Origin of the sequence: Blautia sp. MB18-30 (assembly GCF_023669475.1) — a bacterium.
GTDB lineage: Bacteria > Bacillota > Clostridia > Lachnospirales > Lachnospiraceae > Blautia_A > Blautia_A fusiformis.
In genome coordinates this window covers 59,020-85,004 of the sequence record NZ_JAMOYY010000004.1, presented here as the reverse complement: position 1 = coordinate 85,004, position 25,985 = coordinate 59,020, and the positions used below count along the sequence as shown (strand labels likewise).

The window sequence follows — 25,985 nt, the reverse complement described above, 5'->3', positions numbered from 1 at the left end:
TTCCTGCAAGGTACTATCTTTTGGGGAAGTATCTTCCGAAAAAGTGCATTCTTGCGGATTCGTTTTTGAGTGCTACAATAAAGTCAAGGTTGGTTTGACATACCAAATACATGATACACAGAAAGGGTTAATTATTATGGAATTTATCAATATTGCAAAACAGCGTCAATCTGTACGCAGCTATAACAACAAGAAGGTGGAGCCTGAAAAGCTGGAGAAGATTCTGGAGGCGGCCCATGTAGCACCGACCGCAGCAAACCTCCAGCCTGTTCACCTGATCGCTGTTCAGAGCGAGGAAGGTCTTGCGAAGATCAGCAAGGCCGCTGGCATCTACGGTGCGCCACTGGCAATTATCGTCTGCGCCGACCACAACAAAGCATGGGTACGTCCCTTCGACCAGAAGCAGACGAATGACATCGATGCGTCCATTCTGACTGACCATATGATGCTGCAGGCCACGGAGCTTGGTCTTGGCACGGTATGGGTATGCTATTTCAAGCCCGATGTTCTGCGTGAGGAATTTAACCTTCCGGCAAATCTGGAGCCGATCAACATTCTGGTTATCGGCTATTCCGATGAGGAACCGGCGGACACCAATCGTTTTGATACACAGCGTATCCCTATGAGCCAGTTGGTTTCCTACGAAGCTCTGTAATGAAATATCCGGCGCAGCCCCTGTAAAACAAGCACAGGGGCTGTGCTTTTATCTTTCTGAAATGTGGTCATAGGTTTTTTCAAGAATCCACCGGATATGCTCATCCTGCAAGGAATAGATTACATTTTTTCCTGCTTTATGTGATTGTACCAATCGGGCAATACGCAATGCCCGAAGTTGATGGGAGATAGCGGACTCTGTAATTTCCATTTTTTGAGCCAGGTCGCTGACGCAGTATTCTTTTTGCATCAGATACCATAGTATCCGAATCCGCGTGTAATCGCCCATTGCTTTATGAAGCTCGGCCAGTTGTTCCAATTCAGCAGAACTTGGAACCGTAAAGGTTGTTTTTTCTGTTTTATTCATGTATTTTCTCCAATCTATTATTAAGCTGTTTGACAGACAAAAGTTATATAGGTATCATAGGTACAGGAAGGAACTGATTTTTATGCCGCATTATAATCTGCCTCACAACCACGGACAGAATATTGAAAAGGTACTAAACAAAATGCCTTCTGCGGAAGGCTTTACAGATATAGCATTTTTATTTCAGCAGCTTGGCGATCCAACCCGGCTGCGGATTTTGTGGCTGCTGTGTCATTGCGAAGAATGTGTCTGTAACATTGCGGCGGCTGTGGATATGAGTGCCCCTGCTGTGTCGCACCACCTACGGATACTGAAAAAGAGCGGGATCATTTCAAGCAGAAGGGATGGAAAAGAAGTCTATTATTCTTTGTCGGATACGCCCCAGGCAAAGCTCTTGCACCGTTCCATAGATGCTTTATTTGAAATATCCTGTCCGACTGATACGCAATAAAGAAATGCGCCGCAGCGTTTGAAAGTTGCGGCGCATTCTATTGCACTTAAACCTGATTTCCGCCGCTCACTGGCAAATCCGGCTGCCTGACCCGCATAGCGCGGATCGCATTGAGAATGGCGATAACGGAAACACCCACATCGGCAAACACGGCCGCCCACATATTCGCATATCCCAAAGCACCTAAGATCAGTACCAGGAACTTCACACCCAGGGCAAAGACGATGTTCTGATTTGCGATGCGGATTGTCTTGCGGGCAATCTTCATCACAGCGGGGATTTTGGATGGCTCATCCGTCATAAGGACGATATCGGCGGCTTCAATGGCCGCATCGGAACCCAGGCCGCCCATAGCAATACCTACATCGGCGCGTGCCAGTACGGGAGCATCGTTGATACCATCCCCAACAAAGGCAAGTGTACCTTTTTCACTTTTCTGTTTCAGCAGACTTTCCACACGGTCAACCTTGTCGGCAGGGAGCAGTTCTGTATAAGCCTGATCCAGACCAAGACGCCCTGCGACTTTCTTACCAACTGCATCGGCATCCCCAGTCAGCATGACTGTTTTGCGGATTCCGGCAGATTTCAGCAGCTTGATTGCCGCTGGAGCATCGGCTTTGATCTCGTCCTCAATGACGATACATCCGGCGTATTTCCCATCACAGGCCAGATAGACCACTGTACCGACAGAAGCAGATGGCGTGTATTTGATATGCTCTTTGTCCATCAGCTTGGCATTCCCGGCAAGAACCGTTTTTCCATCAATGACAGCCCGCACACCATGACCAGCGATTTCCTGAACTTCGGAAATCCGGCTGCTGTCGATTTTCTGTCCATAGGCTTGCTTGATTGAGAGTGAGATCGGGTGGTTGGAATAATCCTCTGCATATGCAGCCAGTTCCAAAAGCTGTGCCTCCTCCATGCCGACCGGATGGATTTCACTGACTGCAAAGGAGCCTTTTGTCAGTGTGCCAGTCTTGTCAAAGACAACCACCTCAGTATGTGCCAGAGCTTCCAGGTAGTTGCTTCCCTTTACAAGAACGCCGATCTTGGATGCACCGCCAATGCCGCCGAAGAAACTAAGCGGAATGGAGATGACCAGCGCACAAGGACAGGAGATAACCAGGAAAGTCAAGGCACGGTAAATCCAGGTGCTAAACGGCTGCCCGGTAATGAGTGGAGGCAGGATTGCCAGCGCCAGGGCAGCAAATACCACCACAGGGGTGTAATATCTGGCGAAGCGCGTGATAAAATTCTCGATCCGGCCTTTTTTGTCACTTGCATTTTCCACAAGGTCAAGGATTTTTGCTACGGTGGATTCTCCAAATTCCTTTGTGGTCTGGATGGTCAGAATTCCGGTCTGATTGATACAGCCGCTGATAACCTCCATTCCCGGTTCCACCTCGCGGGGCATGGACTCGCCAGTGAGGGCAGAAGTGTCCAGTGCAGAAAATCCTTTGATGATCTTACCGTCCAGCGGGATGCGTTCTCCCGGCTTTACAACAATGGTATCTCCAATCTGAACCTCATCCGGGTCAACCTGAACCAGTTTCCCGTCTTTTTCGATGTTGGCATAGTCCGGGCGGATATCCATGAGGCTTGCAATTGATTTTCTGGATTTGGATACCGCATAGGACTGGAACCATTCACCTACCTGGTAAAAGAGCATAACGGCAACGCCCTCGGAATGTTCTCCCAAAATCAGCGCACCGATAGTGGCAATCGTCATCAGGAAATTTTCGTCAAACACCTGTCCGTTCAAGATGTTCGTGATTGCTTTCCATACAATATCCCATCCGACAACCGCATAGCAGGCAAGAAACACGCCCATCTCTATATATTCGGGAAGATGGAGCAGGCTGCCTGCAAGGAACAGCACTGCCGCCACAATAATGCGTGTGAGCAAGTGCTTTTGTTTTCTTGTCATAATTTATATCTCCTTTCATAGCAGGAAAAGCGGTATGTGAACTTTTCCTGCGTCTTGATGTAAAAACACCGGCTACCAGGAAACGGCAGCCGGTGTCCAGCTTTTCTTTACGCCTTGACAGTCACATCCGGCTCGATCTTCTTAATCAGCGCCTTTGCTTCGGCCAGGACAGCATCAAATCTGTCGTCCGGCGCTTCCAGTACCATCTTCTGGCCCAGGAAGTTGACGGATACATTAGTGACACCGTCAATCTTCTTTACGGCGTTCTGGATTTTGTCAGCACAGTGTCCGCAGTCAAGGTCGATCAGTTTAATGGTCTTTTTCATGGAGACAGCCCCCTTTCTTTTTTGATATTTGGTTGGTTTGACATGACTGAACAATTAAAAGATTGTTTAATCGTTCATGCCGTCAGTATATTCACGAAACCCTTTAAAGTCAACGGTTTTGGGAACGGTTCTGCCCTTTGGATTGGAAAACCTGCCGATTGGATTTGCCATGAAAATCATTTTCTTTTTGGATAAAAAATGCTCCTTTATGGAGCGTACAAAACCGGGAAGGCGTGTTTATAATGATTGCGTTCCCTACGGGGGACGGGTACCCAATCATAACAAGAAAGAAGGGATGAAATTGCAAAAGGAGCAATTTGACATTACGGGTATGACCTGCTCGGCCTGCTCTGCCAGGATTGAGAAGAGTGTAGGCAAGCTGCCCGGCATCAAAGAAGTGTCTGTCAACCTGTTAAAGAACAGCATGGTTGCTTCTTATGATGAATCCGTTCTGGATACGGCAGGGATTGTCCAGGCTGTTGAAAAAGCCGGATATGGGGCATTTCCCAAAACGGCTGCAAATGTCCAGAACAAAAGCAGTGCCGCAGGCCGGACTCAAAATCCGGAAACCAGTACGGCACAGGCAGAATATAAGCAGATGAAACAGCGGTTGCTGCTTTCTGCCCTGTTTACCATACCGCTGTTTTATATATCAATGGGCCACATGATGGGATGGCCCCTCCCCGGTTTCCTGCTGGGGATGGAAAATGCCATGAGCTTTGCGTTTACGCAGTTCCTGCTTTTGATTCCGGTGGTGTTCATCAATTTCAAATACTACCGGATGGGCTTTAAGACGCTGTTCCACGGTTCTCCCAACATGGACTCACTGATTGCGATAGGTTCCAGTGCAGCCATCGTCTATGGCATTTATGCCATTTATAAAATCGGCATTGGCTTCGGTCATGGTGATATGGCGACTGTCCATAGTTTTATGATGGATTTGTATTTTGAATCCGCAGGCATGATCCTGACGCTGATTACGTTAGGGAAAACCCTGGAAGCCCGTGCAAAAGGTAAAACCTCAGATGCGATTACCAAACTGATGAACCTGGCTCCTAAGACTGCAACTGTAGAGCGTGACGGACAGGAGTTTACCGTTCCGGTGGAGGAAGTGCAGGCCGGGGAAACACTGATCGTGAAAGCGGGAGAGTCTGTGCCAGTGGATGGCATTGTCATGGAAGGATTTTCTTCTGTTGATGAGTCCGCACTGACGGGTGAAAGCATTCCGGTAGAAAAGCATATCGGAGATAAAGTCATCGGGGCTACCATGAATAAGTCCGGCTATTTTAAGATGCAGGCAACGAAAGTGGGCGATGATACTACCTTGTCACAGATTGTCCGTCTGGTGGATGAAGCGACCAGCTCCAAAGCACCGATTGCAAAAATGGCGGATAAGGTCAGCGGTGTGTTTGTGCCAGTGGTAATCAGCATTGCATTGATTGCCGTTGTCGTATGGCTGCTGTTGGGATATGGGTTTGAATTTGCCCTTTCCATTGGCATTTCTATTCTGGTTATTTCCTGCCCTTGTGCATTGGGGCTTGCAACACCAACGGCGATCATGGTCGGAACCGGAAAGGGTGCGACAAATGGTATTCTGATCAAATCAGCAGAAGCATTGGAAACTGCCCATAGCATTCATACGGTGGTTCTTGATAAGACTGGAACCATTACGCAGGGTACGCCAGTGGTCACAAATTTTCTATGCAAAGATGACATCGGGCAGAGGGAACTGCTGCAGGTTGCGGCTTCCCTGGAAAAACTGTCTGAGCATCCATTGGCAGATGCGATTGTGGCGGAAGCGGAAAATGAAAGACTTTCCTTCCTGCCAGTAGAAGATTTTAAACAGATTCCAGGTCAGGGTATTATGGGTAAGATTGAGAATGAACTCTGCCTTGCCGGAAACAGACGTTTGATGGCGGCGAACGGTATTAACGGCGGCGCACTCCTGCAAATGGGGGAACAACTGGCCGTTGATGGAAAAACACCGCTGTTCTTTGCCCGTGGTGGTCAGCTTATCGGTGTGATTGCCGTAGCTGACGTTGTAAAGCCTACCAGCAAGCAGGCAATACAGGAATTGTCTGCTATGGGCATTGAGGTGGTTATGCTGACCGGAGATAATGCGAAAACAGCAGAAGCGATCCGGCGTCAGGTTGGCGTGGACCGTGTTGTGGCGGAGGTATTCCCGCAGGACAAGGAAAAGGAAATCCGGCGTTTGCAGGATAGTGGTAAGAAAGTAGCGATGGTGGGCGATGGCATCAACGATGCCCCGGCGCTTGCCAGGGCAGATGTAGGCATTGCCATTGGAGCCGGAACCGATGTGGCGATTGAGTCAGCAGATATTGTTCTGATGAAAAGTGACCTGCTGGATGTGTCCACAGCGATCCAGCTTAGTAAGGCGGTCATCCGCAATATCAAGCAGAACCTGTTCTGGGCGTTTATCTATAACATCATTGGTATTCCGGTGGCGGCAGGCTTGTTCTATCTGCCGTTTGATTTGAAACTGAACCCGATGATCGGGGCGTTTGCCATGAGCTTCAGTTCCGTGTTTGTAGTATCAAATGCGTTGAGGCTTAGATGGTTTAAAGCAAAACACACATCCCATGCAAAACCGGATGTGGACCGTGTGTATGAACAGACAACAATCATAAATGAAAGCAAAGGAGCGATTCAAATGGAAAAAGTATTGAATATTGAAGGTATGGTTTGTATGAATTGTGTAAAGCACGTAGATAAGGCACTGCGGGAAATCCAGGGCATCAAGGATGTGAAAGTCAGTTTAGAGGACAAAACCGCCCAGGTACAGCTCGGGGAGGATGTGCCGGATGATGTACTGAAAGCCGCTATTGAAGATGCAGGTTATCAGGTTGTAAGCATTCAGTGAGCGGGCTGCCTATGAAAGCAAAAAAGAGTGACATTACCCATAAACTGAAGATTGCCAGAGGGCAGATTGATGGTATCCTGCAGATGATTGAATCAGATCGGTATTGTGTGGATATATCCAATCAGCTCCAGGCAACACAGGCCTTACTGCGAAGCGCCAATCAACAGATTTTACAGGCTCATATCCGAAACTGTGTCAGGGAGGCCCTGCAGACCGATGTTGAAAATCCAAAACTGGAGGAAGCACTTCAGCTTTTGGAGAAAATGAATCAATGATTTTCAGGGCGGTGCAGTTCACAAATGGGCTGTGCCGCCCTTTCTATGGAGGAAATATGCTGGAACTAAAGAACATCTCTTTTGAGGTTTCCGGGGATTCCGGTTCAAAGGAGATTTTACAACAAATCAATTTATCGCTGCCGGATGACTGCTTCATTGCGGTAACTGGCCCCAATGGTGGCGGGAAGTCCACCCTGGCAAAGATAATTGCCGGAATCGAACAGCCTACGTCCGGACAAATCCTGCTAAATGGTGAGGACATCACACATATGGGAATTACGGAAAAGGCACAGAAAGGGATCAGCTTTGCTTTTCAGCAGCCGGTCCGCTTCAAAGGCATTACCGTTCTTGACCTGATACGAATATCGGTCGGGCACGATTTGACCGTTTCGCAGGCGTGTGAGTACCTCTCCGAAGTCGGCCTGTGTGCCAGGGATTATATTCACCGGGAGGTAAATAGCAGCCTGTCAGGAGGTGAGTTGAAACGGATCGAAATTGCAACCAGTCTGGCAAGGTCAGCTCCGTTGTCTATTTTTGATGAACCGGAAGCGGGGATTGACCTGTGGAGTTTTCAAAATCTGGTGCAGGTTTTTGAAGGGATGAAGCGCAGGCTGCATGGTTCCATTCTGATCATCTCCCATCAGGAGCGCATTTTGAACATTGCCGATGTGGTTCTGGTGGTAGCCGATGGCCGGATCGTGCGCCAGGGAGAACGTGACAAGGTGCTGCCGGAACTTTTGAACAGTTCCGATATGGGTGGCTGCCGATTCTATCAGGAAAGGAAGGGATAAGAAATGGATTTGATACAAAAGGAGTTGTTGGAGGCTGTGGCTGGCCTGCATGAAATTCCGGCTGGAGCTTTCAATATCCGTTCCAATGGAAAGAGCGTGGAACGTAGAACTACGGAACACATTGATATCATATCTAAAGAAGATGGTTCGGGTATTGATATCATAGTAAAGCCGGAAGTCAGGGGTGAAAGCGTACATATACCGGTCATCATAAGCCAGTCGGGACTTTCCGAAGCTGTATATAATGACTTTCACATTGGAGAGAATGCCGATGTGACGATCATAGCAGGCTGCGGAATCCACAATGGGGGTACAAAGGCCAGTCAGCATGATGGCATTCACAGGTTCTTTATTGCTCCCGGTGCAAAGGTAAGATATATTGAGAAACACTATGGCAGCGGAGACGGTATGGGGAAACGGATCATGAACCCTCAGACCATCGTGCATATCGCAGAAAACGGATACATGGAAATGGAAACAGCGCAGATTAAGGGCGTGGACTCTACAGAGAGGCTTACCACTGCCAATCTAGCTGCCGGAGCAACGCTTGTGGTCACGGAACGGTTACTGACGCATGGCTGCCAGAGTGCAAAAAGCACCTTTGAAGTAGCTCTAAATGGGGAGGGATCAGGAACCCATATCATTTCCCGTTCCGTAGCAAAAGAACATTCAAAACAGCTTTTCATATCCCGTGTCAGTGGCAATGCCCCATGCAGCGGCCATACGGAGTGCGACGCCATCATAATGGATGAAGCCAGTGTCCGGGCGGTGCCGGAGATTGCGGCAAACTGTATGGATGCGGCATTGATTCATGAAGCTGCGAGGGAGCAGATCGTAAAACTGATGACTCTCGGACTGACAGAGCAGCAGGCAGAAGAACAGATTATTAGTGGTTTCCTGAAATAAGCAATCATCAGCAGAGGGATGAGGCACGGTTGTCTGTGGCTCCCCATACCCGGTATGGGAATTTTATTGCCGAATGGATTGTAACTTCTGCCTGATGGAGCGTACAAGGAAGCCCGGATTTTATATACTTAATATGGTTGGTTAGACATGACTAATAAACATAGACCAGGAGGAATAAGTGATGAAACAGGCACTTGATACAAGAACAAAACTTTTAACGAAAAGTCCCTGGCCGCTTATGATAGAACTCAGTATTCCTGCGGTTCTCGGCATGGTGGTCGTTGGGCTATATAACATGATGGATTCCATTTTTGTCGGACAGATGGTCGGTGATGTACAGATGGGAGCCATATCGGTATCGTATCCATTAACGCTGATCAATGCGGGTTCGGCGGCCATGCTGGGCGTGGGTTCCGCATCGGTGTTGTCCCGTGCAATTGGCAAGAAGGATGAAAACACAATTAAAAAGATCATGGGCAATCTGGTTGCGATGGTTCTTTTGCTGTCAGTCATATACACAGTTGTAGGTATGGTATTTACCCGCCAGCTTTTGTCCCTGACCGGAGCAAGTGACAACATCCTGAACTACGCTGAAAAGTATCTGCGTATCGTATTTGCCGGATCGCTGTTCGTGAACTTCTTCCAGAGTGCGAATATGGTCATCCGTGGAGAAGGGCAGCTCAAAAAGGCAATGACCATTATTGCCAGCGGCGCTATTTTGAACATTATCCTTGATCCTATTTTTATCAGCATCCTGAACCCCTACGGCATGGGCATTGAAGCCGCTGCTTATGCAACGATTTTCTCCCAGTTTGTTCAGGCAGTAATTACTTTATGGTACTTCAAGAAGAAAAGCCCTCATGTAAAGATCGGGCGCATCCGCATTGACGGAGAGCTGCTTCCGCAGGTTCTTTCTGTTGGTGTATCTGCTCTGTTAATGCAGATTTTGACTTTGGTACAGCAGACGGTGATCTATCGTGTGGCTTCCAATTATGGCGGTGAAACTTCGCAGCTCCTTTTGGGTGCAGCACTCCGTTTCTGGAATTTCTCTTTCGTCCCGCTGTGGGGCATCAGCCAGGGATTCCAGCCTGCCGCTGGTACAAACTACGGTGCAAAGGACTATGACCGGGTAAAGACGCTGACCAGAGTTTTCATTACGGCTGCGACACTGTTATCCCTGATATTCTATATCCCTGCCGAGCTGTTCCCGGAAAAGATATTGTCCATGTTCCTGACAACGCCGGGTATCGCCGCATCGGGAGCAACGAACTTCCGTATCATGTTCAGTACCTACGTTCTGCAGGGCAGCTTTATGATTGCAGTAACTCTGTTCCAGTCTTTAGGTAAAGCGAAAAAGGCAACCTGGCTGGTGCTGTTCCGCCAGATCATCCTGTTTATTCCGCTCTGTGTGGTTCTGCCTATGATTGGCAGCATGGGTATCCGTGGTGTTTGGCTGGCGATTGCTTTGACCGATGCAATTCTCGTAGTGATTACGATCAGCATGATGCTTTCTGAGTTCCGTAAGATGCCGGCTGCAGCGAAAGCAAAGCGGTAAGGAGGGACATCTATGTATCTTTGTGATGGAAAGATAGGAAAAGAATATCAGGTGATGGATATGAACCTGCCCGTAAATATGGAAAAACGGCTGGAAGCCCTGGGAATGACAAGCGGGACATCGGTTGCTGTCTTAAACAGCAAAAATAAAGGCGTCCTGATCGTAAAGGTTCGGGGAACCCGTTTTGCTCTTGGGCGTAACATCACCAAAAATATCGTAGTGGGGTGATTTGATGAAAAAAAATCTGACAATCGGCTTCATCGGAAATCCGAACTGTGGAAAGACTACGCTTTTCAACGCCTATACAGGTGCGAACCTGAAGGTGGCAAACTGGCCGGGTGTTACCGTTGAGAGGGTGGAAGGTGCCATAAAGGACCATGACTTGAATATCCGTCTGGTCGATCTTCCCGGCACTTACAGCCTGACTTCCTATACAATGGAGGAGCAGGTATCCAGACAGTTTATATTAAGCGATGAAGTCGATGTGATCATTGATGTTGCAGATGCTTCGGCGCTGGAACGGAACTTATATTTGACGTTACAGCTTTTGGAGCTTGGAAAACCTGTGGTACTGGCCCTTAACATGATGGATATTGTGGAAAAGCGGGGCATGGAGATAGATACACACAGGCTGCCGGAGATGTTGGGGATTCCGGTGATTCCGGTTTCCGCCAGGAAACGTACTGGTCTGGATGTGCTGCTCCATGCGGCGGCACACCACAAAGACTGCAGGAACCCGGAGTGCCTGATCCATCACCATACATACAAGCCAAAACATCGGCATGACCATCATGCGGAATATGCGATGGTTTACAGCGATGCCATTGAGGATAAGATTGACCTTATCATAGAAGAATTGAAAAAGAAATATCCGGATCTGACGAATTACCGCTGGCACGCAATCAAGCTGTTAGAGCAGGATAAAGAGATCACAAAGCGGTATCCGGTCAACCTGCCGGATGTGATCGACCGCAATTATGAGTCGGACATCATCAACGAGAAGTATGATTTTATTCAGGAGATCATCAAAGAAGTATTGGTAAATAAAGACCGGCAGGATGCTTTGACAGAAAAGGCAGACCGGGCATTGACGCACCGTTTTTGGAGTATCCCGATTTTTCTCGGTATTATGGCACTGGTGTTTTTCCTGACCTTTACCATTGGAGACTGGCTCAAAGGATATCTGGAAGTGGGAATTGAGAGCCTTTCCGATGTCGTCAACAAGGGATTGATTGCCGCCGGGGTCAGTGAAATGCTCCGCTCGTTATTGGTAGATGGTATCATAGCTGGTGTGGGCGGTATCCTCACCTTTTTGCCGAATATTTTTATCCTTTTTCTTGCACTGGCCTTTCTGGAGGACAGCGGATACATGGCCCGTGTTGCTTATGTCATGGAAGGGATTATGAGTAAACTTGGCCTATCCGGGCGGGCGTTTATCCCTATGATTTTAGGGTTCGGATGTACGGTTCCGGCAATCATGGCGTCAAGGGCACTGGAAAATAAACGTGACCGCTTTAAGGTGATGCTGATTACGCCGTTTATGAGCTGCAGCGCCCGCCTGCCAATCTACATTCTGTTTTCCGAGATGTTCTTTCAGGAACATGCCATGTTGGCAGCCTATTCCATGTATGTGATCGGGCTGGTGACAGCGATTCTGGTGGCTGCGGTCATCCATTTGATTGACCGGAGGAAGTCAGAAAACTATCTGTTGATCGAGCTGCCGGAATACAAAGCCCCAAGTGCCAGAACGGTAGCGATCTATGTATGGGAAAAGGTGAAAGACTACCTGACGAAAGCAGGAACCACAATCTTTGTGGCATCGATTGCGATGTGGGTGATCTTAAATTTCGGTCTGCATGGCTATACGACAGAAATGGCAGACAGCTTCGGAGCAATTCTGGGGCATTATCTTGTGCCATTCTTTGCACCGATTGGCCTGGGATTCTGGCAGATAGCGGTTGCCCTGATTGCTGGCATTTCCGCTAAGGAAGTGGTAGTTTCCAGTTGCGCCGTCCTGTTTGGAGTTCCGAACATCAATTCCGGGGCAGGGATGGACACACTGGTTGGCATCCTGGGTGCTGCAGGATTTGGACAGCTCAATGCGTTCTGTCTGATGGTGTTCTGTCTGCTGTATATTCCTTGTGCGGCGGCATTGGCAACGATACGGAAAGAGTCGGGCAGTACCCGGTGGATGCTGTTATCCGCCCTGTTTCAGTTAGCAGTAGCATGGATTGTGACATTTGTTATTTATCGTATTGGGATTTTGATGTGAGGTAAAAAAGATGAAATCAGGAAAATGGATTTGTATAGCAGCCGTTCTGGTATTGAGCGGTATGATAGGAAAGAATTTATTTACAAAAAAGAAAACTGACTGATACACGGACAGTTGGGAGGAGGACACAAATGAGTATCATTGATTCAGTAAAAAATACAGCTTTTTCAACCGCTGTGAAAACAGTGATGGATTATTTAGAGAAAGATCCGGAAAAAAATATTCCCAAGGCAATGAGCATGATGGATAAGGTGTTACCGGATGGGTGGTATGAGGGACAGCGGGCTGCATTTCGTAAAGCAATCGCAGAAAAAGGGAACTGGTATCAGTTGATTATGAAAGCATATCAATTAGATGCGGGAGTGAGAAAAACCTTTTTTCAGAACTTTATTGTCAATTCAGCGCTGAAAGGTTCTGCCATTCAGAATGAGATCAGGGAAAGGGAAAACTGCAATGTGCCGTGGGCGGTTCTGTTAGATCCCACTTCGGCCTGCAACCTGCACTGCACGGGCTGTTGGGCTGCCGAGTATGGGCATAAGCTGAGCCTCGATCTGGAGACCATTGACAGCATTATACGCCAGGGCAAAGAGATGGGCACTTATATGTACATTTACACAGGCGGAGAACCGATGGTCCGGAAAAAGGATTTGATCACGCTGTGTGAACGCCATCCGGATTGCGAGTTCCTTTCTTTTACGAATGGAACTTTGATCGATGAAGCCTTTTGCCAGGAAATGCTCCGGGTAAAGAATTTTGTTCCGGCAATCAGCCTGGAGGGATTTGAGCAGGCGAATGACGGACGCAGGGGACAGGGCGTTTTTGAAAAAGTCATGCGGGCGATGGATTTGCTGCGTAAGAATAAACTGCCCTTTGGCATTTCTACCTGTTACACCAGCGCAAACTATGCGGACATTAGCAGTGAAGCGTTTTTTGATATGATGATTGAAATGGGAGCGATGTTTGTCTGGCTCTTCCACTATATGCCTGTTGGCAATGAGGCGGTGCCGGAGCTTCTGCCCACACCGGAACAGAGAAAGACTGTCTATGAACGGATAAGGGCATTTAGAAACACAAAACCGATCTTCAGCATGGACTTCCAGAATGACGCAGAATATGTAGGCGGCTGCATTGCCGGAGGACGGAATTATTTACATATCAATGCTGCCGGAGATGTAGAGCCGTGTGTGTTCATCCATTACTCTAATGTGAACATCCATGAGTGCAGTCTGTTGGAAGCCTTAAAAAGCCCGATCTTTATGGCGTACCGTGACGGCCAGCCGTTCAACAGGAATATGCTGCGCCCCTGCCCGATGCTGGAAAATCCACAGCTTTTAAGAGAGATGGTGAAACGTACCGGGGCGAAGTCCACTGATCTGCAATCCCCGGAGAGTGTCGATCATTTATGTGAAAAATGTGAGGTATATGCAAAGCATTGGAAGCCTATGGCGGATGAGTTATGGGATGCCAGTGGGAAAGGAGAATAGAATGATTGTTACCGGAATCATTGTTTTAGGAGTGGCAGCTTATGCGGTATGGGCTGTCCGGAAAATCCACAGAAATCGTAAGAATGGTTCCTGCTGCGGCGGAAGCTGCTCCGGCTGTGAGGGAAAAGAATATTGCAGTAAATAATTGGTCCTGGGCTGATGCTTTCTTAGAGAGCGTCAGCCCGTTTTCTCTGTTTGCACTATTGGAAGGGTTATAATATAATGCTAAATGGATTGTAAATCCTTCTGATTGGAGCGGTGCGAAATGAGAAAAACTTATATAATAAAAGATGCCAGAGAGATTCTGGCAGAGCAAATAAAGAATAATGGATTAATAGAAAGGGATGTTATGAGCGAAAACTCTATTACAAATGCAAAAGGGTTGTCTGCGGTCATTCCAAAAGATAATGATGGATATTGTACGGTTTATAAAATGGACTGTACAGATGGTTTGGGATTGATGACAGTTTACCAGGTTTATCCTGGAATACAGCTTATTTATAATGACTTTGAAGCCACAAGCTGTGACTGGAAAGAAAATCTGGATAAGAATATATTAGAAATCAATCACTGCCGGGAAGGACGGGAAGGAAGTACGCTTTTAAGCGGTTCCTGCCTGTATCTTGGTGAAGGGGATCTTTCCATTCACACAATGGATAACTGTTCCCCAGAGATGAGCTTTCCTTTAAAACATTATCGTGGAATCTCTGTGGTAATCAACCTGAAAATCGTAGCAGAAAACCCGCCGGAAATCCTTTCTGAGAGCGGCATTGACATTTTGGATTTTAAGGAAAAATTTTGTGCGGAAGGGAACTGTTTTGTTATGCGGGCAAAGGATGAGATTGAACATATCTTTTCTGAACTTTATTGTGTGCCGGACTGCCTGCAGAAACCCTATTTTAAGATAAAAGTCCAGGAGCTTTTCTTATTCCTGTGTATGGTAGACGTATCGAAAGAAAAGCAGCGGGAGCAGTATACCTCCCCGCAGGTAGAAGTTGTGAGAGAAATACACAAAAAGCTGACCTCCAATCTGCAGGTGCGTCCTACGATTGAGGAGCTTTCTAAAGAGTATCTCATCAATACAGCATCTTTAAAAGATACGTTTAAAGGAATTTACGGACAACCGATTGGTGCGTATATGAAAGAATATCGGATAAAGCAGGCCGCTGTTCTGCTCCGGCAAACGCAGTACACGATAGCGGAGGTTGCAAATCAGGTGGGGTACGAAAATCAGAGTAAGTTTGCGACTGCTTTTCGGGATGTTCTGAAAATAGCACCGGCTGAGTATCGAAAGCAGAACAGCAGTGACTGATTGGTTTGCAAGGTAAGCCGTAAATTAAGATTGTGGATGCCTTATATCAAAAGACAGGATACAAACAACGGTATGAGGTTATGGAATATAGAAATGCCCTGGAGGAATGTGAGAAATTACTCCGGGGTATTTTTCAATTTTAACGTCATATTTTGTCGAAAAGTTTTTAAAATTATATACCATCCATAACTCATCCATAACTCGTTCATAAGTCGGTGGTTTATAATGGCAGATAATGAGAAAAACCAGCAGAAACAAGAAACTCTTGTCCTACTGGTTTCACTCGGAACCATTCGGTTCATTTTTCTGCTGACGGGTCAGTAACTGTTCTGATAGAAACTCCATTGTGCGAAGAAGGATTTCCTGATTTTCCTTATTGTGTGACTGGAGTTTCCCAATAACGCGCTGTGCCAGCTCATTTTCAGATGATACTTTGTCTGGAAAAAGAGAATTAGGGGTAATGCCCAATCGTTCAATCAACAGGGAGAGAGTTTCATAAGAAGGATTTTTCCTTCCGTTCTCAATATCCTGAACGGTTTTTATGGCCAGACCGCACTGATCAGCCAGTTCCTGTTGGGTAAGACCGCAGTTTTTCCTTTCGGATCGGATGCGGTTACCCAAATACATAAGTTTGTCTTTCGGCATAATTGTTCACCTCGAATACATTCTATCGTACCGATTATGGAAAATACATTCCCTTAAAGTATGTATAGAATAGGTGTTATGATGCCGATTTGAAAGAGAATAAACATTCCGTTACTTCGGAATGAGAGTAGAACTGATTTAATGAAATAACGGAAAGCCCTGTTGGGGAGCTAATAAAAAAAACGGCTTCCCGCAGCAGGGCTTATTCGTGTTTGCCATCTGTGGTTTGCCGTTGGGAGGAAACCATGGGTGGCATTGATTTTGTGAAAGGATATAGGCTCCGGCCGGGTGAACCGCTAAAAAAATCCCGGCATTCGATGCGGAGGCTTATACCTGTGAACCGGTATTATATTACGTGTTCCATACCTATAATAATGCCTATATCGCATATTACTACCATATCCGGAACCATTACGTCAGAGAGCAGAAGAAGCTCCCTGGCGTTTTTCTTTGTCGATTTCTGACGATATTCCCCGATTGTCATTGGAGCAGAGGCCCGCCTTCTTCGTCTGTTTTTATTCATAAACGATGGGAGAAGTGCAGGACTTGCGGAACCGGAAGAAATTTTTTCAAAAAAATAAAAAAATTTTCAAATCCATTTCCGGTTTTACATGGCCTGAGTTGTTTTAGTTATTCAAAGGAGCAAATCAAGATGGAAGAAAAGAAACTTACATATAAGCTGATCCGTGCTGCGGCCGCTGGAGAGCCGCAGGCACAAGAAGATATTCTAAATGAACATACCAATTCGCTGGCGGCTATAGAAGAACAAAAAGATAAACAGAAAACACATTACATAGATGAGGGCTTAAAGGATCAATCCCAGTCAAGCCCGGTAGACACCACAAGAAAGCAGAGGAACGTATGATGATGTTGAAACCGGATTTATTTGATTTTGCCTTTGTGCCGGACTGGTACGGGCAGTTAAACGAATTAAGGGAGATGGCGCTCCCGGAACCATGGCGGTTCAAGAAGCCAATGAATGAAACCAAGAATCAGGATACTCCTATCCTTGAACGCTATTTACATATCATTTTCCGCAAGCAATGCATTGAGTTTAATTTTCATTCAACAAGGGATATTAAAAAATCGTCTCAGTTCTTTCATGTGGAGAATGAGCGCGCATGTTTCCATACTGGACTTTACAACAGCAGGTATAAAGGGATTTATGCCTTCTTTGAACGGAACCACAAGAAGGATTCCATGCTGGACTGGTATTTCCGGGGGTTCTGTGATGAGCTGTCACCGTGGCTGAGATACATACAGCCGCTGCCACAGAAGCCTTCTTTCTATGTGACACAAAAGTGCGCAGGATTTAATCCGGACTGGCCGGTCAGGGCAAACGTAGAACATATATTGGGAGATGCGGAAAATCTGGAGCGGATTCCAGCGAAGATCCGCAAGGCGAAGAACCTGCCGCTATTATTTGAAACAGCGGTGGAACTGGGCAGAAGAAGGGCTGTGGTGGAACCGGGGCTTGTGGTACCTCAAGGATACCAGGGAAAAATACAGTACCTGCTTCCGGTCTATCTGACAAATATGAAGAAGCCAGACCTTGCCATGACACTGGAGGTGATGGACGGCTACTATATGGGCCATACCTGCCTGACTTTGGAGATGGCTTATTTAAATGCCAGGGTGATCGCAAGACCGCTGGCTCCGTGGCTGACAGAATTAGTGCGCTAGGGAATTAAGTTGGAATAAACGCCCGATAAAGATGGAATCCGTATAGGCCATGTCGGGTGTTTGTCTTTTGGGAGAGCAGGTGAATCAACTGCGTATGTGTTTTAAAGGAGGAAATCAGAACAGCCTTTGATACAAACGAAGGTTTTTTGAATATGCTGAATCAAATAGTCAAATTTTGTAACAGATAACGAAATATTCGAATATGCAAGAGCGCCACCACTTCGATTTGATTTCTAAAAAATTTCAGATCGGAGGTAAAAAAGGTGGCTTATAACAAAGCAAGAGAAGAACAAAAATGGAAGAAGTGGAAAGAACGTGAGGAAGAAAAGCTCCGGGAACTGGGCATGGATGAAGTATCCATACAGGTATTGCATGAGAGCGATTGGGCGGATTTTAATTCTGAAAGACGCTATCGGGAACATCAAATGCCGCTTTTGGATTATGTGGAGATGTTACTGGCAGAAACAGAAGTTAGTGAAACGCAGATCCAAAGTGTAGAGGAACTGCTGGATGCCATAGGCGATGAACAGCTATTACATATTTTGATGGAAGCAGACAGGACAACACTGCAGATCGTTGTCCTCAAGATGATGGGCTATGCGCCAAAGGAGATCAGCGCTTGTATCAATATGCCGGAGCAGACGATCTATACGAAACTGAGGCGATTGCGGGAAAAAATAAAAAAAGTTGTGAAAGCTGAATAAAAACAGGCTGTCTCATCGGCTATTAAGTAGAAGGGGGGATAGTGTCCCCTTTTACGCACCTTGAAAATCTTATACCAGCATTACTGGTACGTTCCCATGGATAGTAGCGTTGCAGGATGAGCGCCAGGACGAGGAAATTTGAAACGGGTACCGGGGATAGACCAACCGCAGAAATTGTGTGATGGAAAGTCTGCCCTGGTGTCTGTTTCGGTTTCTTTTGAGCGATCCATCAGACCTGACAGGGAGCCGCGGCTGGCTCTCCGCCATGAGCATCCATGGGGGATAATGATACGATATTCTGCCAACGAGCAGAGGATGAACTCCAGGTTGTAATCAGCAAGACCTTCAGAACATCTGCGAATGGCATTTGCCAGATGCCTGCCGGTAATGTTCCCATATATGCCATGAAGGAAGTGGCAGAGGCTGTCAGGGGTGCGAGGTCAAATATGACGCCGACAATGAAACAACAATTAGAAATCAATGGAAGTGTGTCGTTGATATCAGATATATGCGGCTGTGGGGGAACTCACAGCCGTACTTTAAAAAGATGTGTTTTCCTTTGGTATTGACGTCATGCGTGAAAGGCAGGCAATGAAATGAATTATAAGAATCAATATCAAAGAAAAGCACATCAGGAAATTGACTTTATTTTCTTGACGCTTCTGCCGCAGGCTGGATTAAGCGTAAGGGAAGAACAGGTAAAACTAAGCCATCAGATGTTAGATACCCTGCTGGAAGGGAAAATAGCCCTCTGCGATGCGGGTGTGGGGATTGGGAAAACATATGCTTATCTGGTAGCTTGTGTCCTAATGCGAAAATATGCGGCGGCAATGGGAAACGGATGGGTGTGTGATAAACGTCCGGTAGTTATTTCCACCTCCAGCATTGCATTGCAGGAGGCAATCATACAGGAGTATATTCCTTTTTTATCAGATATTTTTCTGGCAACCGGGTTGATCGGATCCCCATTAAAGGCTATTGTGCGGAAGGGCAAGGAGCATTTTGTTTGTGATAACCGTCTGGAAGTCCGCTTGGAGGCTGTCCGGGATAAGCCTAAAAATGAGGCGCAGAAAAAAGCCCTGTTTTCTTTAAAACAAATCTACGATATGGATGAGGTTGCCAATCTGAGCAGCTTTGACCGCAGGCTGGTCTGTGTCCCGAAATTCTGCCCAAAAGAGTGTCCGGGAAGGACAAGCTGTCGTTATCAGATGTATCTGAAGCAGGCACGGGATCCGGATATCTTTTTCCAAATCTGTAATCATAATTATCTGCTTGCGGATTCTTCCCATCGGGCAAAGGATTATAAACCTCTGCTGACGGATTACCGGGCGCTCATTGTGGATGAAGCCCATAAACTTCCGGATGCGGCAAGGCAGATGTACGGGAAATCTCTATGCTATGAGGATATTTTAGAAATCTGCTATTTTCTGGAGCGGGAGCATCAGGGGATGGCGGCTAAGAAGTTAAAGGGTGTTTTCCATAATCTTTTCCATATAGTCAGTGAAAATCATATGACAGATGAGGGACCAGCATCGGCTTTTCGAATGACAGAGGAATGTGCCATTGCGCTGGAGGAAGGGAAAGAAGTGTTAAAAGAATTGACAGACAAATTAAGGGGGATTGCTCCGGGATGGATACGGAACCAGCTAGAAAAAGCAGGAGAGGTATTAACTATTTTTACAGGCTCCAGTAAACGCTACATCCTGCACTTAGAGCAGGATAAGGGGAAATTGCCGCAACTGTGTGCGACAAGCAGGAAAATCCCGGATATTCTCTCTGGCATGCTGTGGAGCCAGGGTTTCCCGGCTATCCTAACAAGCGGCACTTTAAAGGCCGGAAATGGCTTTTCCCGCACCAGGCAGGAAAACGGGCTGGGAAAGGAAATCCGGGTGATGGAATATGTGGCGGAATCCCCATTTGCTTATGAGAAGAATTGTCTCTTATACCTGCCGCAGACACTACGAAGGACAAAGCATGGAAGCCGGGAGGAAGCCGTCATGATGGCGCAGCATATCCAGCGTCTGATCTGTTCGACTTACGGCCATACGCTGGTGCTGTTCACCTCTTATTCTTTAATGGGCAGCGTCTACCAGATTTTACGGGACAGCCTGCCTTTTCCGATGGTGGAAGTGTGGCGCAATGCCCAGGAGGAGATCATGCGGTTTAAAACAATGGAGAATGCGGTGCTGTTCGCAGCCGGTTCCTGTTGGGAAGGTGTTGATTTTCCCGGAGATATTGTGTCCTCGCTGATTATCGTAAAACTGCCCTTTGCTGTCCCGGATCCCTTAAGGGAAGCGGAAAAGGAGCGGTATGCGACTCTGACGGAATATATCCGGGATATTATTGTGCCGGATATGCAAAAAAAGCTGCGCCAGGGGTTTGGAAGGGCGATCCGGACGGAGAGCGATACGTGCGTAGTGTCCATCCTGGATCACCGGGCGGTGGCAGGGGGCAGGTACCATGAGGATGTTCTGTGTGCGCTTCCAGCCTGCCAGATGGCAGAAACCATCGAGGATGTGGAAACCTTTATCCGCAGGCAGAAATGTGAAGAATATTATATGTAGAAACACGTTGCGGGCGTTGTTGGTTCTGAACAGATCAGGAGCGGTTTTGCAATAAAAGTTCAGTGGTATTTCAGGCGGTTTTTGGGGAGCTTGGAATTGCTTTGTTGCCCCGAAGTGGGTATACTGTGTATAGCGTTAGAAAGGAAGGAAGTGAGTAAAATGGCACAATATGTAGTAGACATGCAGATGGAAAAACAGGAAAAATTCTATTTTATCCGGGAGAAAGAAAGCATGGACATTGTCCTTTTACCTTCCAAATATCTGATGCACAAGAAACGGTCGAGGATATCACCGAATACGATCCGGAGAAGTGCATTTGCCCTATCCTATTATCTGAATTATATGGATGAAAACCAACTGCATCTGGACGATGTATACCAAATGAAATATGCTGAACAGCATGAACACTTTACAGACTTTCTGATATGGTTAAAAGCAGGTGAGCATAGCCGGGAGGAATATTCAAAACTCCCCAATAATGAGACTTGCAATGCATATCTGAAAGAAGTGTTCCGGTTCTATACTTTTATGGAACGGGAAAACGGCCAGTCAGAAAGCCTGAAAGTGTTATCGGACGCACAGACGATTGTGCGAAACTCGGTAGGTGTCAGAAGGGTGCTGAACCGGAAAAGTTTTCACGGCTATCTGAAAGAAAAAGGACATCAGGGAAAAACCATTGAGCAGGACAAGATCGTAAGTTTGCTGCAGGAATGCGCAAACTGCCGCGATCAGGTTCTGCTTTTATTATTGGCCGAGACAGGGTTCCGTATCGGGGAACTCTTAGGTGTCCGGTATGGAGAGGACATAGATTACAAAAACCATGTGATCTATGTAAACTTTCGGGAGGATAATGAGAATAATGCAAGGGCTAAGAATGCAGAATTCCGCAGAGCAAAGATCAGCGATGCGACATTTGATATCTTGACATTTTATATTGAAGAATATAAGGAACTGATTTTGAAACAGGAATACCTGTTTATCAATGTCTCCGGTGATTACGCAGGAAAACCATTTAAAGTAAGCGGAGTTTATGCGATGTTACGCAGGCTGGAGGAAAAGACTGGTATTAAAGCATCTCCACATATGCTAAGACATTACTTCGCAAATGAAAGACGGAAGGACGGCTGGAAGCTGGAGCTTATCAGTCAGGCACTCGGACATCGGAATATCGAAACGACCATGAAATATCTGAATATAACGGATGAGGAACTGATACAAGTCAGTGATGAATTTTACAGTAAGCATCAGGCTATGTACGGTATTCAGGATCTGTTATAGGAAGGGGGCGGTCAAGTGTCTGCAATCAGATTACTGCAAGCTGAACGGCATGAGGATATACAGCATCTTCACAAACAGCTAGTGACAGGCGGGATATTGCAGAAGGAATTGTTGGAAGAAGCGGAAAGTTATTTGATACAAAAGGATATTTATGATGTCACGCTGATAGAAGAATGCGATTTCCGGGAATATAAAAAACTTCTGATAGACAGCGGACGATATACGAGGCAGAGTGCTGTTGAACGCTCATCCGCACTCCGGAAGATCCAGCGGTATTGGGTGGAACAGGAATACGGTGAGCTGATCGCAGAGGTTAAGGAGTGTCAGGTGTCGGACGCGCCGCTTAAAGGAAACATTCAGAGGTTTCTCATCCGGCAGGGAATCCACCATATCAAAGATATCGATTATACCGTGCGGAGCCGATATGAAGCAGAACTGCAAAAGACCGGGAATGAGCAGCGTGTGATGAAATACCTGAAGGTGTTCGACCATATCAAACAGTACAGTGTCCAAAGCGAAATAAGCAGTCTGCCGGGAATGGCAAGAAACCGGATGCAGTATAAAGCGCAGATTATTTTCCTGCCTTACCTGCCGGATCCGAAACTGGTCAAGGACTTTGAATACATTCAGGATAAGCAGGAACTGGTATGGGATTTTGCAAGGATAGCGCCAGAGAAATTAAAAAAGCAGGTGTTTCTACTATTAAATTACATACTGGAAAACCTATACCGGGACGATCCCAAGGAAAGAAGGGTGCGCTTCTTATTGCCCCTGCACTGGCTGTATGATTTCTGTGTGGATGAGGACATCGAAGATCTGGAGCGCCTGGAATTGAGCCAAATCGACCAGTTTGAAAAGATCGTAGAGAAGAAAGTGGTCAATGTGAAAAATTCCATGCAGATCATAGACAACAGCCGGAAAATTTTATTTTTGACTGCACCGGAGATTCACTGGCATGCTAATGTGTGGTATATGGAACGGTTTCATTTATCAGAGGACAGACTGAATCCGAGCAGTCCAGTGCAGAGACTGAGCTTTATAGAAGTTACCAATCAAAAGAACCGGGAGCTTCTACAGGAATATGCCCAATATCATGTCGGAATCGGAGGGCTTACCATAGCCAATATCCGGTCACAGTTATATGAGGTTAAGAAACTGCTGAAATATTTTAATGACGAAATATCCATCTGCCAAGTGGATGAAAATCAACTGGATGGCTATTTCCGGGAGCTGGAAGAAAAGGATACAAAGGATGACACTTTTAATAAAAGAATTGTGTGTTATCTAAAGTTTTACCAGTTTTTAAATGTAAGAGGATATATCAAGGAAATCCCGTTTCAGCCAGAATATTATCTGAAAAAGACATACCCGGAGCATCATGACAGGACAGTGGAAGAAGAAGTTTATATGGAGATCCTGCATAAGCTCCACTTATTTCCGCAGGTTCCCAGGCTGATATTTTTACATCTGTGGTGTACCGGACTCAGGATCAGCGAGGTATGCACGTTAAAAGGGGATGCGTATTATTGGGATGGGGAAGATGCATGGCTGAAAGTTTATCAGATCAAGATGAAGGCAGATAAAATGATACCGATACCGTTTATGCTGTACATGGTTATGAGGAAATATATAGAGAAAAACCATATCCGCCCCAAAGATTATATATTCAAGGGGAAAAATGGCGGGGCATACCGGGTGGGGACATTCCGAAAGGAGTTTCAGTATCACTGTACCAGGAATCAGATAGCAGATGGGGAATATATTTTCAAAACCCATGATTATAGACATACACTGGCTACCCGGTTTTACGATGATGGCGTTTCCATACAGACAATCCGGGATTATCTTGGACACTTCTCAGAGGAAATGACAAAGCAGTATGTAGATTTTATGCCAAAGAGGATAGCAAAAGCGAGTGATGCCTACTTTAAGAAACCAGGAAATGACCTGGCATCAGCGATCACAGTCAAGAAGCGTGGTGATAAGAAATGAGAAAAAGAATTTATGTGTATGAGATGGACTGTTACAAGCAGGCATCGGAGGAACAGATCGGGAAAATGCATATCCGCCCGGACAGGTATTTTGATCTGGAAGGGCTGCCCACAGAGGAGATCAGCAGGCTGTTAGAGGAATTTATATGGGACAGGGGAAAGAAACTTGCTCCTTCTAGCCTGTCAAGTGAGCTGCTCTATTACAATAATATCCGGGATTTTCTGATTGACCGCAATATCCGCACTCTGGATGCAAAGGCAGAGGAAAAAATAATCCGTATGCTGAAAGGCTGGATGATGGAGAATGGCTATGCTTTATCGAGTAAAAAGTACCGGGCATTATATGACAGGATAGGGATTGAGACTCCCGGCATTGTAAAGCACATGAAAAAGATCCTGAAGTTTGCGGAAGAAGATGATGACCGGGATGAGCAGGAAAAGGATATCTGGAATCTGAAAAATTTTGATTTTCCAATTCACTCGAACCCAATCCTGAATATGGAAACCATCAACTTTACGAAGATCACGCAGCCGGATATCCGGGAGGAAGTAAAAAAAGCGGTGTTTATGCATCTGAAATATTCTCCACTAGGAACGATTCAAAGTGAGATGACAGCCATCAAACGGTTTGCCAGATTTTTGGAAAAAAGATGTCCGGATATCAAATCATTACAGGAACTGGAGCGGCTGCATATCGAACAGTATCTGATATACCTGCAAACAGAAGCGCATGAACGGAAAAATTACAGGTCGGATCTTTATGCCCTGCGGAGGGTACTGGAGGATGTCGGAAATCTATATGAACGACAGAGCTTGAGTGAATTATTTTTAAGCAATGATTTTCCAAGCACTCCAAGGCATTTGTTTAAATTTTATAGCGATGCTGAAATTAAGAGATTAAACGAACACATTTTCAAGATGGACGAGCAGATATGCAGGGCATTGATTATCCACCAGTTATTGGGAACACGGATATCCGATACGCTGACCTTAAAGCCAGATTGCCTAAGCATGCGGGAAGGACGATATTTTATAAGAATCGATCAGGTAAAATCCGTAACGTATGAAAAGGCTATCAGTGAAGAAGTGGCAAGGCTCATCATGAAAGCGATTGATTATACAAAAGAGCGGTATGGAGAAACAACATACATTTTTGTAAAAAAGAATGATCCAACAAAACCTTATCAATATAGTATGATCCAAAATCAGATCATGAAAATGATACGCCAGGAAGATATCCGGGATGATAATGGCGAGCTGCTACAGTTTGGAACACACATATTCCGACACTGCTATGGAAAGAAACTGACGGAGATGCATGTGGATGACTGGATGATAGCAAGACTACTGGGGCATACTTCAACACAATCGGTGCATTACTACCGGAAAATAGGCAATAAGCTCATGGCAGATGAGACAAGAGCCGCAAGAGAAAAAATAGATATGATCCTATTAGATATCATAGAAGGATGGGATGACTATGAAATATGACAAAATGATAGAGATTACACAGGCCGAGAGCCAAAGGAAGATGGAAATTGCAAAAAAGGCTATTTCTGGTATGATTGATAGTATGGAAAGGATTACCGTTGCAGAGTTAGTAAAAAGAACGGGGCTTTCCAGAGGATTTTTTTATAAAAATCAGATGGTGAGGCGTGAGTTAGACGATGCCATCCACAGGCAGGAAGCGATCTTTAAGAACCAACATCCGGTTATAATGGACAGACAACTTGAAAATTCGATGGTTGATTTGAAACTTGAATTATTAAAAGCTCAAACGAAAAATGAGAAACTATCAGAACAGAATCAGGAATTGCAGAAGAAAAATAAGCAGTTACAACAAGAGGTAGAGAAGTTGAATAAACGGTTAAGTCGGAAAGAAGTCTCCGTTCTGAAAAAATTGTAAATGAAAGGGAGCA

General features: G+C 46.0%; 24 protein-coding genes. 20 read left to right on the top strand and 4 right to left on the bottom strand.

Annotated elements, in window-relative coordinates:
* Nucleotides 1-136 precede the first annotated feature (136 nt).
* Complete coding sequence (locus NCY57_RS02915) at nucleotides 137-655, top strand: nitroreductase family protein (protein ID WP_022279551.1); 519 nt, start codon at nucleotides 137-139, stop codon at nucleotides 653-655.
* 48 nt (nucleotides 656-703) lie between these two features.
* Here the strand turns inward: NCY57_RS02915 and NCY57_RS02910 are convergent, their stop codons facing one another.
* Complete coding sequence (locus NCY57_RS02910) at nucleotides 704-1,021, bottom strand: ArsR/SmtB family transcription factor (protein WP_022279550.1); 318 nt, start codon at nucleotides 1,019-1,021, stop codon at nucleotides 704-706.
* On the opposite strand from NCY57_RS02910, the gene NCY57_RS02905 reads away from it, so the two are divergent.
* Nucleotides 1,020-1,472 (top strand): metalloregulator ArsR/SmtB family transcription factor, encoded by a 453-nt coding sequence (locus NCY57_RS02905; RefSeq protein WP_330638961.1) that lies wholly within the window; start codon nucleotides 1,020-1,022, stop codon nucleotides 1,470-1,472. The two genes, NCY57_RS02910 and NCY57_RS02905, sit on opposite strands and share 2 nt — an antisense overlap.
* A 46-nt stretch (nucleotides 1,473-1,518) precedes the next feature.
* Here NCY57_RS02905 and NCY57_RS02900 read toward each other — a convergent pair whose 3' ends face one another.
* Nucleotides 1,519-3,399 (bottom strand): heavy metal translocating P-type ATPase, encoded by a 1,881-nt coding sequence (locus tag NCY57_RS02900; protein WP_022279548.1) that lies wholly within the window; start codon nucleotides 3,397-3,399, stop codon nucleotides 1,519-1,521.
* Between the two features lie 107 nt (nucleotides 3,400-3,506).
* Entirely contained in the window at nucleotides 3,507-3,725 is a 219-nt protein-coding gene (locus tag NCY57_RS02895; RefSeq protein ID WP_022279547.1) for a heavy-metal-associated domain-containing protein, read from the bottom strand.
* A 295-nt stretch (nucleotides 3,726-4,020) separates the two neighbouring features.
* Between NCY57_RS02895 and NCY57_RS02890 the strand changes: the two genes are divergently transcribed.
* From NCY57_RS02890 to NCY57_RS02845, 10 genes are all read left to right on the top strand, one after another.
* Nucleotides 4,021-6,606 (top strand): heavy metal translocating P-type ATPase, encoded by a 2,586-nt coding sequence (locus tag NCY57_RS02890; protein WP_250789468.1) that lies wholly within the window; start codon nucleotides 4,021-4,023, stop codon nucleotides 6,604-6,606.
* An 11-nt stretch (nucleotides 6,607-6,617) separates the two neighbouring features.
* Nucleotides 6,618-6,881: a metal-sensing transcriptional repressor gene (locus tag NCY57_RS02885; RefSeq protein ID WP_022279545.1), complete on the top strand. Its 264-nt coding sequence runs from the start codon at nucleotides 6,618-6,620 to the stop codon at nucleotides 6,879-6,881.
* A gap of 56 nt (nucleotides 6,882-6,937) precedes the next feature.
* The gene (locus NCY57_RS02880) at nucleotides 6,938-7,672 is read left to right on the top strand and encodes an ABC transporter ATP-binding protein (protein ID WP_250789467.1); all 735 of its coding nucleotides are present in this window, start codon (nucleotides 6,938-6,940) and stop codon (nucleotides 7,670-7,672) included.
* Between the two features lie 3 nt (nucleotides 7,673-7,675).
* Entirely contained in the window at nucleotides 7,676-8,578 is a 903-nt protein-coding gene (locus tag NCY57_RS02875) for a SufB/SufD family protein (protein ID WP_250789466.1), read from the top strand.
* 181 nt (nucleotides 8,579-8,759) lie between these two features.
* The gene (locus NCY57_RS02870; protein WP_022279542.1) at nucleotides 8,760-10,133 is read left to right on the top strand and encodes an MATE family efflux transporter; all 1,374 of its coding nucleotides are present in this window, start codon (nucleotides 8,760-8,762) and stop codon (nucleotides 10,131-10,133) included.
* 12 nt (nucleotides 10,134-10,145) lie between these two features.
* A complete protein-coding gene (locus tag NCY57_RS02865; protein ID WP_022279541.1) occupies nucleotides 10,146-10,361 on the top strand; it encodes a FeoA family protein in 216 nt (71 codons plus the stop codon).
* A gap of 4 nt (nucleotides 10,362-10,365) precedes the next feature.
* A complete protein-coding gene (feoB, locus tag NCY57_RS02860; protein ID WP_022279540.1) occupies nucleotides 10,366-12,405 on the top strand; it encodes a ferrous iron transport protein B in 2,040 nt (679 codons plus the stop codon).
* Between the two features lie 131 nt (nucleotides 12,406-12,536).
* On the top strand, nucleotides 12,537-13,889 hold the full coding sequence (locus NCY57_RS02855; protein ID WP_022279538.1) for a radical SAM protein: 1,353 nt from the start codon (nucleotides 12,537-12,539) through the stop codon (nucleotides 13,887-13,889).
* Nucleotide 13,890: 1 nt separating this feature from the next.
* A complete protein-coding gene (locus NCY57_RS02850) occupies nucleotides 13,891-14,034 on the top strand; it encodes a FeoB-associated Cys-rich membrane protein (protein ID WP_250789465.1) in 144 nt (47 codons plus the stop codon).
* Nucleotides 14,035-14,154: 120 nt separating this feature from the next.
* Entirely contained in the window at nucleotides 14,155-15,201 is a 1,047-nt protein-coding gene (locus NCY57_RS02845; protein ID WP_022279536.1) for a helix-turn-helix domain-containing protein, read from the top strand.
* Between the two features lie 279 nt (nucleotides 15,202-15,480).
* Here the strand turns inward: NCY57_RS02845 and NCY57_RS02840 are convergent, their stop codons facing one another.
* Nucleotides 15,481-15,846, bottom strand: a complete 366-nt coding sequence (locus NCY57_RS02840; RefSeq protein WP_022279535.1) for a helix-turn-helix domain-containing protein — start codon at nucleotides 15,844-15,846, stop codon at nucleotides 15,481-15,483.
* Nucleotides 15,847-16,498: 652 nt separating this feature from the next.
* Between NCY57_RS02840 and NCY57_RS02835 the strand changes: the two genes are divergently transcribed.
* The 8 genes from NCY57_RS02835 to NCY57_RS02800 all read left to right on the top strand — a co-directional run bounded on the left by NCY57_RS02835 (nucleotide 16,499) and on the right by NCY57_RS02800 (nucleotide 25,972).
* Nucleotides 16,499-16,711, top strand: coding sequence for a hypothetical protein (locus tag NCY57_RS02835; RefSeq protein ID WP_022279533.1), 213 nt, complete (start codon nucleotides 16,499-16,501; stop codon nucleotides 16,709-16,711).
* Nucleotides 16,708-17,529, top strand: coding sequence for a DUF3825 domain-containing protein (locus NCY57_RS02830; protein WP_022279532.1), 822 nt, complete (start codon nucleotides 16,708-16,710; stop codon nucleotides 17,527-17,529). Before NCY57_RS02835 ends, NCY57_RS02830 begins: the two co-directional genes overlap by 4 nt.
* 263 nt (nucleotides 17,530-17,792) lie before the next feature.
* On the top strand, nucleotides 17,793-18,233 hold the full coding sequence (locus NCY57_RS02825; RefSeq protein ID WP_022279531.1) for a hypothetical protein: 441 nt from the start codon (nucleotides 17,793-17,795) through the stop codon (nucleotides 18,231-18,233).
* 596 nt (nucleotides 18,234-18,829) lie between these two features.
* Complete coding sequence (locus tag NCY57_RS02820; protein ID WP_022279530.1) at nucleotides 18,830-20,797, top strand: ATP-dependent DNA helicase; 1,968 nt, start codon at nucleotides 18,830-18,832, stop codon at nucleotides 20,795-20,797.
* A gap of 159 nt (nucleotides 20,798-20,956) precedes the next feature.
* Nucleotides 20,957-22,075 (top strand): tyrosine-type recombinase/integrase, encoded by a 1,119-nt coding sequence (locus NCY57_RS02815; RefSeq protein WP_022279529.1) that lies wholly within the window; start codon nucleotides 20,957-20,959, stop codon nucleotides 22,073-22,075.
* 15 nt (nucleotides 22,076-22,090) lie between these two features.
* A complete protein-coding gene (locus NCY57_RS02810) occupies nucleotides 22,091-24,067 on the top strand; it encodes a tyrosine-type recombinase/integrase (RefSeq protein ID WP_022279528.1) in 1,977 nt (658 codons plus the stop codon).
* Complete coding sequence (locus tag NCY57_RS02805; RefSeq protein ID WP_022279527.1) at nucleotides 24,064-25,557, top strand: tyrosine-type recombinase/integrase; 1,494 nt, start codon at nucleotides 24,064-24,066, stop codon at nucleotides 25,555-25,557. Before NCY57_RS02810 ends, NCY57_RS02805 begins: the two co-directional genes overlap by 4 nt.
* Nucleotides 25,547-25,972, top strand: a complete 426-nt coding sequence (locus NCY57_RS02800) for a DUF6262 family protein (RefSeq protein ID WP_250789464.1) — start codon at nucleotides 25,547-25,549, stop codon at nucleotides 25,970-25,972. The genes NCY57_RS02805 and NCY57_RS02800 overlap by 11 nt, the downstream gene beginning before the upstream one ends.
* The last annotated feature ends 13 nt before the right edge of the window (nucleotides 25,973-25,985 follow it).

What these genes read in the sequence shown, in the direction of transcription:
- NCY57_RS02835 (WP_022279533.1), top strand. Translation starts at nt 16,499, where the DNA reads ATGGAAGAAAAGAAACTTACATATAAGCTGATCCGTGCTGCGGCCGCT.
- NCY57_RS02845 (WP_022279536.1), top strand. Translation starts at nt 14,155, where the DNA reads ATGAGAAAAACTTATATAATAAAAGATGCCAGAGAGATTCTGGCAGAG.
- NCY57_RS02905 (WP_330638961.1), top strand. Translation starts at nt 1,020, where the DNA reads ATGTATTTTCTCCAATCTATTATTAAGCTGTTTGACAGACAAAAGTTA.
- NCY57_RS02850 (WP_250789465.1), top strand. Translation starts at nt 13,891, where the DNA reads ATGATTGTTACCGGAATCATTGTTTTAGGAGTGGCAGCTTATGCGGTA.
- NCY57_RS02840 (WP_022279535.1), bottom strand. Translation starts at nt 15,846, where the DNA reads ATGCCGAAAGACAAACTTATGTATTTGGGTAACCGCATCCGATCCGAA.
- NCY57_RS02910 (WP_022279550.1), bottom strand. Translation starts at nt 1,021, where the DNA reads ATGAATAAAACAGAAAAAACAACCTTTACGGTTCCAAGTTCTGCTGAA.
- NCY57_RS02820 (WP_022279530.1), top strand. Translation starts at nt 18,830, where the DNA reads ATGAATTATAAGAATCAATATCAAAGAAAAGCACATCAGGAAATTGAC.
- NCY57_RS02915 (WP_022279551.1), top strand. Translation starts at nt 137, where the DNA reads ATGGAATTTATCAATATTGCAAAACAGCGTCAATCTGTACGCAGCTAT.
- NCY57_RS02870 (WP_022279542.1), top strand. Translation starts at nt 8,760, where the DNA reads ATGAAACAGGCACTTGATACAAGAACAAAACTTTTAACGAAAAGTCCC.
- NCY57_RS02900 (WP_022279548.1), bottom strand. Translation starts at nt 3,399, where the DNA reads ATGACAAGAAAACAAAAGCACTTGCTCACACGCATTATTGTGGCGGCA.
- NCY57_RS02895 (WP_022279547.1), bottom strand. Translation starts at nt 3,725, where the DNA reads ATGAAAAAGACCATTAAACTGATCGACCTTGACTGCGGACACTGTGCT.
- NCY57_RS02880 (WP_250789467.1), top strand. Translation starts at nt 6,938, where the DNA reads ATGCTGGAACTAAAGAACATCTCTTTTGAGGTTTCCGGGGATTCCGGT.
- NCY57_RS02800 (WP_250789464.1), top strand. Translation starts at nt 25,547, where the DNA reads ATGAAATATGACAAAATGATAGAGATTACACAGGCCGAGAGCCAAAGG.
- feoB (WP_022279540.1), top strand. Translation starts at nt 10,366, where the DNA reads ATGAAAAAAAATCTGACAATCGGCTTCATCGGAAATCCGAACTGTGGA.
- NCY57_RS02855 (WP_022279538.1), top strand. Translation starts at nt 12,537, where the DNA reads ATGAGTATCATTGATTCAGTAAAAAATACAGCTTTTTCAACCGCTGTG.
- NCY57_RS02885 (WP_022279545.1), top strand. Translation starts at nt 6,618, where the DNA reads ATGAAAGCAAAAAAGAGTGACATTACCCATAAACTGAAGATTGCCAGA.
- NCY57_RS02830 (WP_022279532.1), top strand. Translation starts at nt 16,708, where the DNA reads ATGATGATGTTGAAACCGGATTTATTTGATTTTGCCTTTGTGCCGGAC.
- NCY57_RS02805 (WP_022279527.1), top strand. Translation starts at nt 24,064, where the DNA reads ATGAGAAAAAGAATTTATGTGTATGAGATGGACTGTTACAAGCAGGCA.
- NCY57_RS02865 (WP_022279541.1), top strand. Translation starts at nt 10,146, where the DNA reads ATGTATCTTTGTGATGGAAAGATAGGAAAAGAATATCAGGTGATGGAT.
- NCY57_RS02890 (WP_250789468.1), top strand. Translation starts at nt 4,021, where the DNA reads ATGAAATTGCAAAAGGAGCAATTTGACATTACGGGTATGACCTGCTCG.
- NCY57_RS02875 (WP_250789466.1), top strand. Translation starts at nt 7,676, where the DNA reads ATGGATTTGATACAAAAGGAGTTGTTGGAGGCTGTGGCTGGCCTGCAT.
- NCY57_RS02815 (WP_022279529.1), top strand. Translation starts at nt 20,957, where the DNA reads ATGGCACAATATGTAGTAGACATGCAGATGGAAAAACAGGAAAAATTC.